The sequence below is a fragment of the Pseudomonas sp. J380 genome, assembly GCF_009827115.1.
GTDB classification, from domain to species: Bacteria; Pseudomonadota; Gammaproteobacteria; order Pseudomonadales; family Pseudomonadaceae; genus Aquipseudomonas; species Aquipseudomonas paracarnis.
This window is the reverse complement of record NZ_CP043060.1, coordinates 5470046-5485841: the sequence shown is the minus strand read 5'-3', so window position 1 is coordinate 5485841 and position 15796 is coordinate 5470046. Positions and strand designations below refer to the sequence as shown.

The 15796-nt window shown below is 59.8% G+C and carries 13 protein-coding genes; 5 read left to right on the top strand and 8 right to left on the bottom strand.

Features of this window, described 5'->3' with window-relative positions; translation table 11 throughout:
• Positions 1 to 66: 66 nt before the first annotated feature.
• Together FXO12_RS25070 and FXO12_RS25065 are read right to left on the bottom strand one after the other, a co-directional pair.
• Positions 67 to 273, bottom strand: a complete 207-nt coding sequence (locus FXO12_RS25070) for a SlyX family protein (RefSeq protein ID WP_005790924.1) — start codon at positions 271 to 273, stop codon at positions 67 to 69.
• 3 nt (positions 274 to 276) lie between these two features.
• Entirely contained in the window at positions 277 to 702 is a 426-nt protein-coding gene (locus FXO12_RS25065; protein ID WP_034128585.1) for an HIT domain-containing protein, read from the bottom strand.
• Between the two features lie 740 nt (positions 703 to 1442).
• Here FXO12_RS25065 and FXO12_RS25060 point away from each other — a divergent pair.
• Complete coding sequence (locus FXO12_RS25060) at positions 1443 to 2723, top strand: OprD family porin (RefSeq protein WP_034128586.1); 1281 nt, start codon at positions 1443 to 1445, stop codon at positions 2721 to 2723.
• 182 nt (positions 2724 to 2905) lie between these two features.
• Here the strand turns inward: FXO12_RS25060 and FXO12_RS25055 are convergent, their stop codons facing one another.
• The gene (locus FXO12_RS25055; RefSeq protein WP_054898004.1) at positions 2906 to 3748 is read right to left on the bottom strand and encodes a mechanosensitive ion channel family protein; all 843 of its coding nucleotides are present in this window, start codon (positions 3746 to 3748) and stop codon (positions 2906 to 2908) included.
• Positions 3749 to 3884: 136 nt separating this feature from the next.
• Entirely contained in the window at positions 3885 to 4370 is a 486-nt protein-coding gene (locus FXO12_RS25050; protein ID WP_003193880.1) for a YajQ family cyclic di-GMP-binding protein, read from the bottom strand.
• Positions 4371 to 4493: 123 nt separating this feature from the next.
• On the opposite strand from FXO12_RS25050, the gene FXO12_RS25045 reads away from it, so the two are divergent.
• The 3 genes from FXO12_RS25045 to FXO12_RS25035 are packed head-to-tail and all read left to right on the top strand — an operon-like array spanning position 4494 to position 8075.
• Positions 4494 to 5411, top strand: coding sequence for a putative 2-dehydropantoate 2-reductase (locus FXO12_RS25045; RefSeq protein ID WP_057975165.1), 918 nt, complete (start codon positions 4494 to 4496; stop codon positions 5409 to 5411).
• Between the two features lie 46 nt (positions 5412 to 5457).
• Complete coding sequence (locus tag FXO12_RS25040) at positions 5458 to 7494, top strand: ATP-binding protein (protein ID WP_054898005.1); 2037 nt, start codon at positions 5458 to 5460, stop codon at positions 7492 to 7494.
• Between the two features lie 2 nt (positions 7495 to 7496).
• A complete protein-coding gene (locus FXO12_RS25035) occupies positions 7497 to 8075 on the top strand; it encodes a cob(I)yrinic acid a,c-diamide adenosyltransferase (protein ID WP_032895497.1) in 579 nt (192 codons plus the stop codon).
• A gap of 110 nt (positions 8076 to 8185) precedes the next feature.
• Here FXO12_RS25035 and FXO12_RS25030 read toward each other — a convergent pair whose 3' ends face one another.
• The 3 genes from FXO12_RS25030 to secA all read right to left on the bottom strand — a co-directional run bounded on the left by FXO12_RS25030 (position 8186) and on the right by secA (position 13351).
• A complete protein-coding gene (locus tag FXO12_RS25030; RefSeq protein WP_047711674.1) occupies positions 8186 to 9130 on the bottom strand; it encodes a Nudix family hydrolase in 945 nt (314 codons plus the stop codon).
• A 143-nt stretch (positions 9131 to 9273) separates the two neighbouring features.
• On the bottom strand, positions 9274 to 10491 hold the full coding sequence (gene argJ / locus FXO12_RS25025; protein ID WP_034128590.1) for a bifunctional glutamate N-acetyltransferase/amino-acid acetyltransferase ArgJ: 1218 nt from the start codon (positions 10489 to 10491) through the stop codon (positions 9274 to 9276).
• A gap of 124 nt (positions 10492 to 10615) precedes the next feature.
• Positions 10616 to 13351 (bottom strand): preprotein translocase subunit SecA, encoded by a 2736-nt coding sequence (gene secA / locus FXO12_RS25020; protein WP_014719726.1) that lies wholly within the window; start codon positions 13349 to 13351, stop codon positions 10616 to 10618.
• 306 nt (positions 13352 to 13657) lie between these two features.
• Here secA and FXO12_RS25010 point away from each other — a divergent pair, with 306 nt between their 5' ends.
• Positions 13658 to 14113, top strand: coding sequence for a DUF721 domain-containing protein (locus FXO12_RS25010; RefSeq protein ID WP_034128591.1), 456 nt, complete (start codon positions 13658 to 13660; stop codon positions 14111 to 14113).
• Positions 14114 to 14117: 4 nt separating this feature from the next.
• Here the strand turns inward: FXO12_RS25010 and FXO12_RS25005 are convergent, their stop codons facing one another.
• Positions 14118 to 15596, bottom strand: a complete 1479-nt coding sequence (locus FXO12_RS25005) for a helicase HerA-like domain-containing protein (RefSeq protein WP_054918416.1) — start codon at positions 15594 to 15596, stop codon at positions 14118 to 14120.
• Positions 15597 to 15796 lie beyond the last annotated feature (200 nt).

Genomic DNA, 15796 nt, shown 5'->3' with positions numbered 1-15796 from the left:
CCCTCGCAGCAAAAAAAACCGCGATCCAGCCTTGGCTGGGGCGCGGTTTTTTTATTGCTTGCGCACTCAATAGTGTGGCGGCGGCGCTTCCTCTTCGGATGACTCGAACTGCCCGCCCATTTCTTCCTGGCGCTTGAGCAATGCAGTCATTTGCAATTGCAGACGTTCGACGGCCCGCTGCTGGGTGACCAGGATGTCGTTGAGGGTCTCAATGGTGTCGTCCTGGAAGGCCAGGCGGCTTTCCAGGTCGGTGACGCGTTCTTGCAGGTCCATGGTTCAGTCCTGGGTAAAGATGAAGTCGGCAGGCAATAGCTCGCGCAATCGGCTGCGAGTCGCGGCCACCTGCTCTTCGGTGTAGGGCCGGGCCGGGTGCTTGCCCCACACCGGGGCTGGCCAGGCGGCGTCGTCGCGCTTGCGCACAATCACATGCACATGCAACTGGCTGACCACGTTACCCAGCGCGCCGATGTTCATCTTGTCGGCCGCCAGCCCGTCGTTAAGCAGCCGCGCCAGGGCCGTCGTTTCTTGCCACAAGGTTTGTTGATCTGCGACATCCAGTTGAAACACTTCGCTGATACCTTCGATGCGCGGCACCAGGATGAACCAGGGGTAATTGGCGTCATTGGACAGCAGCAGGCGACAGAGCGGGAAGTCCCCAATGGCCAAGGTATCTTGTTGCAGGCGTTGATCTAAGGCGAACACGTGACACTCCGTTCGGCAGGTCGGTAACAGGTGCCCAGCATACCTTCGAATGCCCAAGGCTTCACGGGCAATGCTGGCAGCCTTGAGGCAACCAGGCAAAAAAATGCACCCTTTAGAGGCAATAGCCCAGGTGAGCAACGCTAGGCCGGGCCTCAACGGGACGCACCAAAATGACCCACCTGTGCCTCAAAGGGATCCGCCGATTACCCACTGATAAGGGTCAACCGGTAACGTTTTACCCAGGTACAGGATTCAGGTACCACCGAACCGGGGTAACACCCTGGCGTCAAGCCCAACCGAAATGGCGTAAAACCCCCGTGCTTATGCGGTTTTTACAGGTTCATCACACTTTTCACGAAAAAATGACATTCGGTAAGTGGTTTGAGCACGCTTGTTGCATTCACCCCCATATCGTCGGCAACGACACCCGTTTGGACACAGGTGTTTCGCGATAAAAATAGTGGCGTTTCAATGTGTATCAGGGATGCGTTCAAACTTTGAAAGAAGTCTGAAAACAGCATTGAAGTTGTCAGCCTGGATACATTTCAGGCTGTGAATTTGCGACATGGATCTAGCGATTTACGACAGCCTCGTAAAGAAGCTGAAAGGATAACTGAGTAAGTATCGTCAATAGGGTCTGCGTGAGATAACTTTGCGCCGACACAAAAAGAAAGAGCCGCCCAGATAAAAATACAGGTGGGACGGCAGTACTCTTCCTAAAACCAAAGGAGCAAATCACGATGCGCGTGATGAAGTGGAGCATGATCGCCCTGGCTGTTTCAGCAGGCACCTCGCAGTTCGCAATGGCGTCCGCCCAGGACGATTCCAAGGGCTTTGTTGAAGACAGTACGTTCAGCATCAATACTCGCGCGCTGTACTTCAGCCGTGACTTCCGTAACAACCCGTCGGGCCCAGGCTCCAAGAGCCGTGCTGAAGAAACCGGCCTGGGCTTCAATGCCCTGTACGAATCGGGCTTCACCCAAGGCACCATTGGTGTCGGTGTCGACGTGATCGGCCTGATGGGCGTCAAGCTCGACAGCGGCAAGGGTCGCGCCGGCACCGGCCTGTTCCCAACCGGTTCCGACGGTCGCTCGCAAGATGACTATTCCAAAGGCGGCGGCGCGGTGAAGTTCCGCATCTCCAACACTGTGCTGAAAGTCGGTGACCAATACACCACAGCCCCAGTGTTTGCCTCCGACGACAGCCGCCTGCTGCCAGAGCTGCCGCAAGGTATCTCCATCACCAGCAACGAAATCAAGGGCCTGAAGCTTGAAGGCGGTCACTTCACTTCCAGCGTCGCGCAGAACCAGACCTACCACGACAGCCTGGGCCTGACCAAAACCGACTTCGTCGGCGGTGTGTATGCCTTCACTCCAGAAGTCACCGGCAGCCTGTACTACGCGAAAACCGAAGATTACTTCCGCAAGTACTACAGCAACCTGAACTGGACCCACGCCCTGAGCGATGATCAGTCGTTCGCCCTGGACTTCAACATCTACGACACCAAGAGCGACGGCGCCGGCCTGCAACGCGCAGAGAAAGATGGCGTGACCAAGCTCGACAACCGCGCCTTCAGCTTGCAGGGCGCGTACACCATCGGTGCTCACACCTTCACCCTGGCAGCCCAGAAAGTCACCGGTGACGGCGACTACGGTTACGGCGTAGACGGCGGCGGCACTGTGTTCCTGGCCAACTCCATCGCCCGTTCCGACTTCAACGCCGAAGGCGAAAAGTCCTACCAGGCGCGTTATGACATCAACATGGCAACCTTCGGCATTCCGGGCCTGAGCTTCATGACCCGTTATGTAACCGGTAGCGGCGCCAATACGGGCACCACCTCGAATGGCAAAGAGTGGGAACGCGACATCGAAGCCAAGTACGTGATCCAGAGCGGCCCGGCAAAAGACCTGAGCCTGCGCCTGCGTCAAGCGACTTACCGTTCCGGTGATGGCGTGTACTACGGTTCGCCATCGATCGACGAGCTGCGTCTGATCGCCAACTACCCGCTGAACATCTTGTAATTGCCGGTTCAATTACAACGATGACTTGAGGCCTCGGCCTTAAACAAAAAGCCGCTCCTCTGTTTAAACAGGGAGCGGCTTTTTTATTGCAGTTTTATTTCAACCAACAAAACAACTAGCAAGCTAAGTAACTAGTTTTTCAAAGCTGACCTTTCGGCCAACTTCGATAGCATCACGCCAAGTTACTTCGGCGCACTTTCCTGCATCACTCGAATAACCCGTTGCGGAAACGGAATATCAATCCCGGCCGCTTTCAAACGGTCACGCGCCAGCTCATTGAACATAAACATCACGTCCCAATAATCCGGTGTGTTGGTCCAGCAACGCAGGGAGACGGTGATGGAACTGTCGCCCAAGGTCGACACCACCGCCACGGCGGCAGGGTCCTTTAGTACACGCGGGTCTTCAGCCAAAGCCAGCAGCACTTCACGGGCCTTCTGCAGGTCCGCCTCATAGTCCACACCCACGTCAAACACAACCTTGCGGGTCGGCTGGCGGTTGGTGTTGGTGATAAGGCCGTTGGACAGGCTGCCGTTGGGAATGATCACCGTCTTGTTGTCGCCGGTGCGCAGCACCGTGTGGAAGATCTGGATGCTGTCGACGGTACCCGAGGTACCCTGGGCTTCGATCCAGTCACCGATACGGAACGGGCGGAACAACAGAATCAACACGCCGCCGGCAAAGTTCGCCAGGCTGCCTTGCAAGGCCAGGCCGATTGCCAGGGTAGCGGCACCGATCGCCGCAACGAACGAGGTGGTGGCCACACCAATCATCGAGGCCACGTTGACCACCAGCATGACTTTGAGCGCGATGTTAGCAAGGCTGGTGATGAAGTGTTGCAGTGCCAAGTCAGCGTTACGCATGGCCAGCAGACGGCCCACGCGGTGAGTCAAGACGTTGATCAGCCACCAGCCGATGGCCAGGGTGACCAACGCCAGCAATACGCGGCTGCCATATTCCATGATCATGGGGAGCCAAGACTGGGAGGTCTTGATCAGGTGATCCATTTCAGCGTTCAAATCCATCTACTTTCTCCTGTTGTGCGGCGATAAGGCTGTATTGACTGCCTGAAAACGCAATTGAGCCCCGAAGGGCTCAATTGTAGGCACTGATGCTGGGGCGTGGGACGCCAAAAGTGCCCACAGGTTCCCCAAAGTGCCATCAGTCGCGGAAGTTATTGAACTGCAGCGGCATGTCAAATGTCTTGGCGCGCAGGGCCGCGATGGCCTCTTGCAGGTCGTCACGCTTCTTGCCGGTGACACGAACCTGCTCGCCCTGGATGGCGGCCTGGACCTTGAGCTTGGCGTCCTTGATGTGCGCCACGATCTTCTTGGCCAGCTCTTTGTCGATGCCTTCCTTGAGCACGGCTTCCTGCTTCATCAGTTTGCCTGAGGCGTAGGCGTCCTTGACTTCCAGGCACTGCACGTCGATCTTGCGCTTGACCAGGGCCAGCTTGAGGATCTCGATCATCGCTTCCAGCTGGAAATCGGCTTCAGCGGTCAGGTTGACGGTCAGTTCCTTTTCCTTGAATTCGAAGCTGCCCTTGCCTTTCAAGTCATAGCGACGGTCCAGTTCCTTGACGGCGTTCTCGACGGCGTTGGTGACTTCGTGTTTGTCCAGTTCAGATACCACGTCGAACGAAGGCATGTGATTTCTCCAATATAAGGGGCGGGCTCAGTAGAGATGGAGCGCGCCCGAGCTAAAATGCCGGGGCATTATAGCGGTTCTTTCGCGCCGTTCACCGCTGGCGACCTTATGGAGTACACACTGATGTCGACCCCCTGGCATATTCTTGGCGCTGGCAGCCTGGGCACCCTCTGGGCCACGCGGCTGGCACGTGCGGGGGTGCCCGTCAGGCTGATCCTGCGCAATGAAGCGCGCCTGGCCGACTATCGAGCCGGCCAAGGGCTGACCCTGGTCGAGCAGGGTGTGGAACAGACTTACCCGGTAGTCGGTGAAACGCCTGGCAGCCCGGAGCCGATTCATCGCCTGCTGGTCGCGTGCAAAGCCTACGATGCTCAAAGCGCTATCGCCCAGTTGCACCCTAGACTTGCGCCCGACGCCGAACTGATCCTGCTGCAAAACGGCCTTGGCAGCCAGGACGCAGTGGCTGCACAAGTGCCGTTGGCCCGTTGCATCTATGCCTCAAGTACCGAAGGCGCGTTTCGCGAAGGCGACTGGCGGGTGGTATTTGCCGGCCATGGTTACACCTGGCTGGGGGATGCGAGCCACCCCACGCCACCGCTGTGGCTGAACGACCTGCAAGCGGCCGGCATTCCCCACGATTGGGCCAGTGATATCCTCACACGCCTGTGGCGCAAGCTGGCGCTCAATTGCGCCATCAACCCGCTGACCGTGCTTTACCAGTGCCGCAACGGCGGTTTGCAAGCCCACGCGTGTGAAGTGGCAACCTTGTGCGCTGAATTGGCCGAGCTGCTGGAATGCTGCGGCCAGCCTGCTGCCGCACAGGACCTGCACAGCGAAGTGCAGCGGGTGATCCAGGCCACGGCGGCCAATTACTCGTCCATGCACCAGGACGTGGCCAACCACCGACGTACCGAGATCAGCTACCTGCTGGGCTATGCCTGCCAGGCGGCGGCCCGCCATCAATTGGTGTTGCCGCACCTGCAACAGTTGCAAGCGCGCCTGGTCGAATATCTGCGCGCACGCGGATTGGCCAGCGACTGAGGCACGCGCTACCCTGCCTACCTGTCTATCACCTGGGAAACCCCTGATGCCATTGCGCCAGCGTCTTGAAAATCTACCGGTAGGGCAGAAACTGCTGGCGGCCCTGCTGGTGTTGTTGACCACCGTATTGCTGGTGGCCAACCTGACGTTTATCAGCGCCGCCTACTGGATCTCCCAGGAAAGCATGGCCCCCCAGGCCTTGCAGTCCATTGGTCGACTGGTGTCCAACCCCGCGCTTGCCGCCGAGGCTCTTGAGTCTCCGACCAAGGCCGAGGCGCTGCTCAATGAGCTGACCAGCTATTCACCGTTGCGCGCCGCCGCTTTGTACGATGGCGAAGGCAACCGCCTGGCGCAGATGCAGCACGGCGACCGCCTGCACCTGCCGGACCACTACCGGCATATCGAAGCGTGGCGCCTCACTGAATTTCGAAGTAACCAGGTCATCACCCTGCCCCGTGGTACTCAGCCTTCGGGGCATTTGTTGCTGGTGGCCAGCAGTGAGCTGCCGGTGGCGTTCTATACCGGCACGCTGACCGCCAGCCTGGGCATCCTGATTTTCAGTGTGTTGTTGTGGCTGGTCATCGCCCGGCAGATCAAACGCCTGATCACACGGCCAATTCATGAACTTGAAGAACTGTCCCGCCAGGTGACCCGCGAGGAGAACTACGCTTTACGCGCCGGGCGTGGCAACCGTGATGAAATCGGCAGCCTGGCCGAAGCGTTCAACACCATGTTGTCGCGCATCGAAGCCCGCGAGCAGCAACTCAAACGCGCGCGCGACGACTCCCAGGCCGCGTATGACCAGGCCCAGGGTTTGGCCGAAGAAACCCGGCATACCAACCGCAAGCTGGAACTGGAGGTCCAGGTACGCAGCAAGATCGAGAAAAAGCTCACGGGCTTCCAGAACTACCTGAACAGCATCATTGACTCGATGCCCTCGGCGCTGATCGCCCTGGACGAACAACTCTATGTCACCCAGTGGAACCAGGAAGCTACCGCCCTCTCCGGTACGCGTCTGGACGAAGCCCTGAACCAGCCGGTGTTCCTGGCCTTCCAGCCGCTCAAGCCGTACCTGCCACAGATCAAGGCCACCGTGGAGCAGCACACAGTGGAGCGGATAGAACGGGTCACCTGGATCAAGGACGACGAGCCCAAGCATTATGCGCTGACGTTCTACCCGTTGATGGGCGGCGCCGGGCGCGGTGTGGTGATCCGAATCGACGACATCACCCAGCGCCTGTCCCTGGAAGAAATGATGGTGCAATCGGAAAAAATGCTCTCCGTGGGCGGCCTGGCCGCAGGTATGGCCCATGAGATCAACAACCCGTTGGGCGCGATCCTGCATAACGTGCAGAACATTCGGCGGCGCCTGTCCCCCGAGCTGCCCAAGAACCTTGAACTTGCCGAACAGGTGGGCATCGAGCTGGAGACGGTCAACCGATACCTGCAAGGCCGCGAAGTCCCGCAACTGCTCGACGGCATTCAGCAGGCCGGGGCGCGTGCCGCGAAAATCGTTACCCACATGCTCAGCTTCAGCCGCCGCAGCAATCGCCAGATGGCGCCCTGTGATTTGCCAGCGCTGATCGACCAGGCCGTGGACATCGCCGGTAACGACTTTGACCTGACCATCGGTTTCGATTTCAAGGGCCAGGCGATCATCCGCCAGTTCGATCCGCAACTGGGCCCGGTGCCCGGCACCGCCAACGAGCTGGAGCAAGTGCTGCTCAACTTGCTGAAAAACGCTGCCCAGGCGATTCACCTGCGCGAGGACGACAGCGAGCCGGGGCGCATCATCCTGCGCACCCGCCTCAACCCGCCGTGGGCGGAAATCCAGGTGGAAGACAACGGCATCGGCATGAGCGAAAACGTGCGCAAACGCACGTTCGAACCGTTCTTTACCACCAAGGAAATCGGCCAAGGTACCGGGCTTGGGCTGTCAGTGTCGTATTTCATCATCACCAACAACCACAAGGGCCAGATGGAAGTGCATTCCACCCTGGGCCAGGGCACCTGCTTTACCTTGCGCCTGCCTTTGGCCGGCAGCCAATTGCCCCCCACTGAACTTACCCAACTGGAGCACTGACCATGGGCTTTCGCCTGTCGAAGATCTACACCCGTACCGGCGACAAAGGCGAAACCGGCCTCGGCGACGGCCGCCGCGTGCCCAAGGACCATCCACGCGTGGAAGCGATTGGCGAGGTGGATACCCTGAACAGCCAACTGGGCCTGCTGCTGGCCAACCTTGAAGAACAAAGCGGCAAGCACCCGGCGTTGAAGGACGTGATTGAAGTGCTCACGCCTTGCCAGCACCGTCTGTTTGACTTGGGCGGTGAACTGGCGATGCCGGTATACAAGGCGCTGAATGCGGCGGAAGTGGATCGGCTGGAAGCAGCGATTGATCGCTGGAACGAGGAAGTCGGGCCGCTTGAGAATTTCATCCTGCCCGGCGGCTCAGCCCTGATTGCCCAGGCCCATGTGTGCCGCAGCCTGGCGCGCAGCGCCGAGCGCCGCTGTCAGCACTTGAATGCGGTGGAGCCACTGGAGGGTGTGGGGTTGGCGTACATCAATCGGTTGTCGGATTTGCTGTTTGTGGCGGCCAGGGTGATTGCCAAGCGCCAAGGCGTTGCGGAAGTGTTGTGGCAGGCGGCGGCCAAGCCACACTGACCTGATCGCTCCCACGCTCTGCGTGGGAATGTATCAAGGGACGCTCCGCGTCCAAAACATCACGCAGAGCGTCACAGGAGGCATTCCCACGCAGAGCGTGGGAATGATCATCACACCTGCGGCCAGAACGCTCGAATACCTGCCACACCTTGCGCACCAGCCTCCCAGGCCTGCTCCCGCTGCGCCGGCCCAACCCCGCCCAACAGAAACACCGGCTTGCTGAACCCGGCGATCAACTGCTGCGCCTGCTCCCACCCCAACGGCTGGGCATCCGGATGGGTCTGGGTCGGCTGCACCGGCGACAGGGTGACGAAATCCACGTCCATCATTTCTGCCAGGGCCAGCTCTTCCGCGTTGTGGCACGAAGCCGCCAGCCAACGGTCTTTGGGCAGTGGGCGGCCCTTACTGGCGTATTTGCGCAACTGCGCCGAGGTCATGTGCCAGCCGGCAGCTGGGAAATCCCCCAGCCACTCGAACGGCCCCTTGAGCATCAATTGCGCCTTGCCGGCACACAGGCCCACCGCATCTACCGCCAGGTCACGGTATTTGGGGTCATAGCCGTTGGGCGCACGCAGTTGAACCAGCTTGATGCCACCAGCAATAGCCTTTTGGATACCGCGCAACAGCGTCGGGGTCTCCAGCTCGCCAGGGGTGATCAGGTACTCGGCGGGCAAGCGTGCCGCGGCGACAATCGGCGCATTCGCCGCCGGAAATTCATAGTTGACCAGGTCCCGCGGTGCCACCCACGCCAACGGCTGCCCTTCAGCGCCATGGGGCTCGCCGGTAAAAGCCGAGACTTCCCAGACATCCAGCAATACCTGCTTGTCCGGATAGTCATGTTGCACCTTGATCAGCGGCCGCGCCGTGGTGACCTGGATGCCCAGCTCTTCCTGCAATTCACGGGACAAAGCCGTGGCAACCGACTCATCAGCCTCCACCTTGCCGCCGGGAAACTCCCAGAGGCCGCCTTGATGCTGAGTATCGGCACGGCGCGCCAGCAGGATCCTGCCATCGACACCGCGGATCACCGCTGCTGCTACATGCACTCGTTTCACGCCACTGCTTCCTCTCGTCGTAGCCCTTTGTAGGAGCGAGCTTGCTCGCGAAGAACGTCAACGATAACGCGTGCATCCAGGATAACCGCGATGGCATTGAGTTTTTCGCGAGCAAGCTCGCTCCTACAGGGGGAGGGTCATTTTCAGGTACGGTATTCCGCGTTGATCTTCACGTACTCGTGGGACAGGTCGGTGGTCCAGATGGTTTCGCTGCAGTCACCACGACCCAGTTCGATACGGATGGTGATTTCTTCCTGCTGCATCACCGCCGAGCCCTGGGCTTCGGTGTAGGTTTCGGCGCGGGCGCCACGGCTGGCGATGCACACGTCACCCAGGAACACGTCGATCTTGCTCACGTCCAGGTCCGGCACGCCAGCACGGCCGACAGCCGCGAGGATACGGCCCCAGTTCGGGTCCGAAGCAAACAGCGCGGTCTTGATCAGCGGCGAGTGCGCCACGGTGTAGCCCACATCCAGGCACTCCTGATGGTTGCCGCCACCGTTGACTTCAACAGTGACGAACTTGGTCGCGCCCTCGCCGTCACGCACGATGGCCTGGGCCACGTCCATGCACACTTCAAACACTGCCTGTTTCAACGCCGCGAACAATGGACCTTCGGTGGAAGTGATTTCCGGCAGGTTGGCCTGGCCGGTGGCGATCAGCATGCAGCAGTCGTTGGTGGAGGTATCACCGTCGATGGTGATGCGGTTGAACGACTTGTTGGCGCCGTCCAGCATCAGGCGTTGCAGCACATCACGGGAGACTTTGGCGTCGGTGGCGATATAACCGAGCATGGTGGCCATGTTTGGTCGAATCATGCCTGCGCCCTTGCTGATACCGGTGACGGTGATGGTCACGCCCTCATGCACGAACTGACGGCTCGCGCCTTTTGGCAAGGTATCGGTGGTCATGATGCCGGTAGCGGCAGCCGCCCAGTTATCCGCAGACAGGTCATCGAGCGCGGCTTGCAGGGCACCTTCGATTTTTTCCACCGGCAGCGGCTCACCGATCACACCGGTGGAGTACGGCAGCACCTGGCTGGCATCGACGCCGGTCAACTGGGCCAGCTTGGCGCAGGTGCGCGCCGCCGCGACAAGGCCCGGCTCTCCGGTGCCGGCGTTGGCATTGCCGGTATTGGTCAGCAGGTAGCGAATCGACCCGGCCACTCGTTGCTTGGCCAGAATCACCGGCGCAGCGCAGAAGGCATTGAGGGTGAACACGCCCGCCACGGTCGAGCCTTCCGCACAACGCATCACCACCACATCCTTGCGCCCCGGGCGCTTGATGCCCGCCGAAGCGATACCGAGTTCAAAACCGGCAACCGGGTGCAACGTGGGCAAAGGACCAAGACCAACAGCCATGAATGCGCTCCTCAAAAATAGGTGATGTCTGTGCCGTCGCTATCGACGGTGGGAATTAATGGCAAAACGCCGCGACGGCAAAGGCCGGTCGCGGCGCGGGGTGTTGCAGCGTCAGGCGAAAATCTTATTCGATCTGGCCGTGGCAGTGTTTGAATTTCTTGCCCGAACCGCAGTAGCACAGCTCGTTGCGGCCCAGCTTCTGGTCATTGCGAACCGGGGTCTGGGCCAGGGCCACATCGACCTCTTCACCCAATGCTTCAGGCTCATCCAGGCCCGGCGCTTCGTCATGCTGGAACTGCATGCGCGCCGCCAGTGCTTCGGCTTCCTGACGCAGGCGTGCTTCTTCCTCGATCGGGTCTTCGCGACGCACCTGAACGTGGGACAGCACGCGGATCGAATCGCGCTTGATCGAATCCAGCAATTCGGAGAACAGCGTGAACGACTCGCGCTTGTACTCCTGCTTCGGGTTCTTCTGGGCGTAGCCACGCAGGTGGATACCGTGGCGCAGGTGGTCCATGGTCGACAGGTGGTCTTTCCACAGGTCATCCAGCACGCGCAATACGATCTGTTTCTCGAAGGTGCGCAGAGCTTCGGCACTCGCCTGCTCTTCTTTCTCGTTGTACGCCGCCAGCAACTCGGCCATCAGTTTTTCGCGCAGGGTTTCTTCATACAGGTGGTCGTCTTCGTCCAGCCATTGCTGAACCGGCAAGTCCACACCGAAGTCGCTCTTCAATGCCGCTTCCAGGCCGGCAACATCCCACTGCTCAGGCAGCGACTGTGGCGGAATATGGGCGCTGACAGTGGCGTTGAGCACGTCCTGACGGAAATCAGCGATGGTCTCGCCAATGTTGTCGGCGGCCAGCAACGTGTTACGCATGTGATAGATCACTTTACGCTGTTCGTTGTTGACGTCGTCGAACTCGAGCAGTTGCTTGCGAATATCGAAGTTGCGGCCTTCTACTTTGCGCTGGGCCTTCTCGATGGCGTTGGTCACCATGCGGTGCTCGATCGCTTCACCGGACTGCATGCCCAGGGCTTTCATGAAGTTCTTCACCCGGTCCGATGCGAAGATACGCATCAGGCTGTCTTCCAACGACAGGTAGAAACGGCTGGAACCGGCATCACCCTGGCGGCCGGCACGGCCACGCAGCTGGTTGTCGATACGACGCGATTCGTGACGCTCGGACGCGATCACCTGCAAGCCACCGGATTCCAGCACAGCCTGGTGACGCTTCTGCCAGTCGGCCTTGATCTGGGCGATCTGCTCAGGCGTTGGGTTGTCGAGCGAGGCCACTTCCACTTCCCAGTTGCCGCCCAACAGGATGTCGGTACCACGACCGGCCATGTTGGTGGCGATGGTCAATGCGCCTGGGCGACCGGCCTGGGCAATGATCTCGGCTTCTTTTTCGTGGAACTTGGCGTTCAGTACCTTGTGCTCGATGCCTTCCTTGTTGAGCAGGTTGGACACGTGCTCGGAGGTCTCGATGGTGGCGGTACCCACCAGGATCGGACGGCCCTTGGCCATGCCGTCCTTGATGTCGTTGATGATCGCCGCGTATTTCTCTTCGGCGGTCAGGAACACCAGGTCGTTGTAGTCTTTACGCGCCAACGGTTTGTTCGGCGGAATGACCATCACGGCCAGGTTGTAGATCTGGTGGAATTCGAACGCTTCGGTGTCGGCCGTACCGGTCATGCCGGACAGCTTGTTGTACAGACGGAAGTAGTTCTGGAAGGTGGTGGACGCCAACGTCTGGCTTTCGGCCTGAATGTTGAGGTGTTCCTTGGCTTCGATGGCCTGGTGCAGGCCTTCGGACAGGCGACGACCGGGCATGGTACGACCGGTGTGCTCGTCAACCAGTACCACTTGGCCGTCCTGCACGATGTATTCGACGTTGCGGTGGAACAGCTTGTGGGCGCGCAGGCCAGCGTACACGTGGGTCAACAGGCCCAGGTTGTGCGCCGAGTACAGGCTTTCGCCTTCGGCCAGTTCGCCGATCTGGGTCAGCATTTCTTCGACAAACTGGTGACCGGCTTCGTTGAGTTCGACCTGGCGGGTCTTCTCGTCAATGGTGAAGTGACCTTCTTTGGTCACCACGCCTTCCACTTCCTCGATGTGCTGCTCAAGACGCGGGATCAACTTGTTGATCTCGGTGTACAGGCGCGAGCTGTCTTCGGCCTGGCCGGAGATGATCAGCGGGGTACGGGCTTCGTCGATGAGGATGGAGTCGACTTCGTCGATCACGGCAAAGTTGAGTTCACGCTGGAATTTTTCATCCATGCTGAACGCCATGTTGTCGCGCAGGTAATCGAAACCGAATTCGTTGTTGGTACCGTAGGTGATGTCGCAGGCGTACGCGGCGCGCTTCTCTTCCGGCGGCTGGAACGGCGTTACCACGCCGACGGTCAGGCCGAGGAATTCATACAACGGGCGCATCCAGTTGGCGTCCCGGCGAGCCAGGTAATCGTTCACCGTCACAACGTGCACGCCCTTGCCGGACAGTGCGTTGAGGTAAACGCCCAGGGTTGCCACCAGGGTCTTGCCTTCACCGGTGCGCATTTCGGCAATCATGCCTTCATGCAAGGTCATGCCGCCGATCAACTGGACGTCGAAGTGGCGCATGCCCATGACGCGCTTACCGGCTTCACGGGCAACCGCGAAGGCTTCGGGCAGCAGCTTGTCGAGGGTTTCACCTTTGGCTATGCGGGCCTTGAACTCTTGGGTCTTGGCGCGCAATTGCTCGTCCGACAGAGCAACCATCTGCTCTTCGAAGGCATTGACCAGCTGCACCGTCTTGAGCATGCGTTTGACTTCGCGCTCATTCTTGCTTCCAAAAAGTTTCTTTAACAAAGGCGCAAACATATCGGCAGGTTCTTCCACACATAGGGATGGAGGGCGCACCGTGAGTGGCCCGAGCAGCCCTCACGGCCGCATTGCGAACGCGCATTCTACCCGGAATCGTGGGTGAGGAAAGTGGCGTTGTTCCCTGAGACAGGCACGGCATAGTGAGAGGGCATGTTTAAAATAAGGGCTTTTGCTGGAACTTCAACCCACCAGGCGCAGAAGTTACTTATTGATTTGACGGAGAAAGCCCTGCCGACGCAGAGCCTCAGGGCATACAGGCGCTTTCTGCTAAGATAGCCGCTCTGTTACCTAAGGTGTCTAAACATGGCATTTCGCCCTCTCACAGCCCGCGCCCCCGGCGCGTTGCTCCGCGAAGCCAAACCGCTGAAAGCTATCTTCGGCCAGGCGCAACGCTTGGGCCATCTGCAACGCCTGCTGGAAAGCCAACTGCAGCCGGCCGCCCGGGAACATTGTCACGTCGCCTCCTGGCGTGAAGGCAACCTGCTATTAATTGTCACCGATGGGCATTGGGCGACCCGCTTGCGCTACCAACAGAAGCGCTTGCAGCGCCAGTTGATGGCGTTCGACGAATTTGCCAATTTGACGCGCATTCAGTTCAAGGTACAGCCACCCACCGTGCCGCAAGGCGCAGTGGGGCATACCATGGACCTGTCGGAAACGGCCGCCGAAACCCTTCAGGCCACCGCTGAAGGGATCAACGACCCGGGGTTGCGCGCTGCCCTGGAACGGCTGGCCGCCCATGCCCGGCCCAAAGCCTGAAGCGCTATTTGCGTTTGCTGCCGCCCAGCAACGAACCCAGCAACCCCCGCACCAACTGGCGCCCCATCTGATTGGCGGCCTGCTGCATGGCTGATTTCAACGCCTTGCCCGCCGTGGTCCCCAGGAATGCACCCGCCTTGTCGGTGAAGCTCGGCTCTTCGGCGGCCGGAGCAGCCTGCTCGGCAGGCCCAAGCTCCTTGCGGGCCATCAGCACCTCATAGGCAGACTCACGATCCACTGGTTTGTCATAGCGCCCCAACAGCGGCGAACTGGCAACCAACGCTTTACGTTCGGCTTCGGTGAGCGGCCCGATCCGCGATTGCGGGGGAGCAACCAGTACGCGCTGGACGACTTCCGGCGTGCCCTTTTCCTGCAAGGTTCCCACCAATGCCTCACCGGTGCCCAATTCTGTAAGCACCGACAAAGTATCGAACGTCGGGTTGGGCCGAAAACCGTCCGCCACCGCTCGCAGGGATTTCTGCTCTTTGGCGGTGAATGCGCGCAAACCGTGCTGGATGCGCAGGCCCAGTTGCGCCAGTACCGTATCCGGCAGGTCGCCCGGCGACTGGGTGACGAAGTACACGCCAACCCCTTTGGAACGGATCAGGCGCACCACTTGCTCCAGACGCTCCTGCAAGGCTTTTGGCGTATCGGCGAACAACAAGTGCGCTTCATCGAAAAACAACGCCAGCAACGGTTTGTCGGCATCGCCGCGTTCCGGCAATTGTTCGAACAACTCTGCCAGCAGCCATAACAGGAAGGTCGCGTAGACCTTCGGCGCTTCATGCACCAGGCGGCTGGCGTCCAGCAGGTGGATGCGACCACGCCCATCACTGGCGGGCTGCAAAATATCCTCCAGTTGCAGGGCCGGCTCGCCAAACAAGGCTTCGGCGCCCTGCTGCTCCAGCACCGCCAGGCGTCGTAACAAGGCCTGGCTGGAACCGGTGGTCATCAAGGCGGCGTCTTCGCCCAGCAGTTCCGGGTGATAGCGCAGGTGATTGAGCAGTGCCTTGAGGTCCTTGAGGTCCAGCAGCAACAGGCCTTCGCGGTCGGCCACTTTGAACGCCGCATAGAGCGCCGACTGCTGGCTGTCGGTGAGTTCCAACAGGCTGCCGAGCAAGAGCGGGCCCATTTCACTGATGGTGGTGCGCAACGGATGACCGGATTGGCCGTGGATATCCCACAGGGTGACCGGGTACGCCTGGGCCGTGTAATCAAGGAAGGGCATACCGGCGATGCGCTCGGCCACTTTGCCCTGGGGGTTGGCGGCGGCGCCCAGGCCGCAGAGGTCGCCTTTGATGTCGGCAGCGAACACCGCCACGCCCGCATCACTGAAGGCTTCCGCCAGGCGCTGCAAGGTGACGGTCTTGCCGGTGCCGGTGGCGCCGGCGATCAACCCATGACGGTTGGCCAGGCGCATGGACTGGGCGATGGGCTGGCCGTCAGGGCCTGCACCGATAAGCAGTTGTGTGGAGTCAGGCATTTCGTCACCTATGGTTAATCTTTAGTGCCGCGAGGTCGATATAGACGGATGTAAGCCCGACAAAGACTAAAAAACGGTCAGATAATTCCGATACGGACCAACGGAGCTATCACCAGAAATACCACACCTTTTTTAACGCTGCCATTTCGCGCCTCCCGCATTGGATGCGCCTCGGATATTAAGACCTTAGCGGACCCTTC

Coding starts and splice junctions, on each gene's coding strand:
- FXO12_RS25070 (WP_005790924.1), bottom strand. CDS start 273: ATGGACCTGCAAGAACGCGTCACCGACCTGGAAAGCCGCCTGGCCTTC.
- FXO12_RS25060 (WP_034128586.1), top strand. CDS start 1,443: ATGCGCGTGATGAAGTGGAGCATGATCGCCCTGGCTGTTTCAGCAGGC.
- FXO12_RS25055 (WP_054898004.1), bottom strand. CDS start 3,748: ATGGATTTGAACGCTGAAATGGATCACCTGATCAAGACCTCCCAGTCT.
- FXO12_RS25050 (WP_003193880.1), bottom strand. CDS start 4,370: ATGCCTTCGTTCGACGTGGTATCTGAACTGGACAAACACGAAGTCACC.
- FXO12_RS25045 (WP_057975165.1), top strand. CDS start 4,494: ATGTCGACCCCCTGGCATATTCTTGGCGCTGGCAGCCTGGGCACCCTC.
- FXO12_RS25040 (WP_054898005.1), top strand. CDS start 5,458: ATGCCATTGCGCCAGCGTCTTGAAAATCTACCGGTAGGGCAGAAACTG.
- FXO12_RS25035 (WP_032895497.1), top strand. CDS start 7,497: ATGGGCTTTCGCCTGTCGAAGATCTACACCCGTACCGGCGACAAAGGC.
- argJ (WP_034128590.1), bottom strand. CDS start 10,491: ATGGCTGTTGGTCTTGGTCCTTTGCCCACGTTGCACCCGGTTGCCGGT.
- secA (WP_014719726.1), bottom strand. CDS start 13,351: ATGTTTGCGCCTTTGTTAAAGAAACTTTTTGGAAGCAAGAATGAGCGC.
- FXO12_RS25010 (WP_034128591.1), top strand. CDS start 13,658: ATGGCATTTCGCCCTCTCACAGCCCGCGCCCCCGGCGCGTTGCTCCGC.
- FXO12_RS25005 (WP_054918416.1), bottom strand. CDS start 15,596: ATGCCTGACTCCACACAACTGCTTATCGGTGCAGGCCCTGACGGCCAG.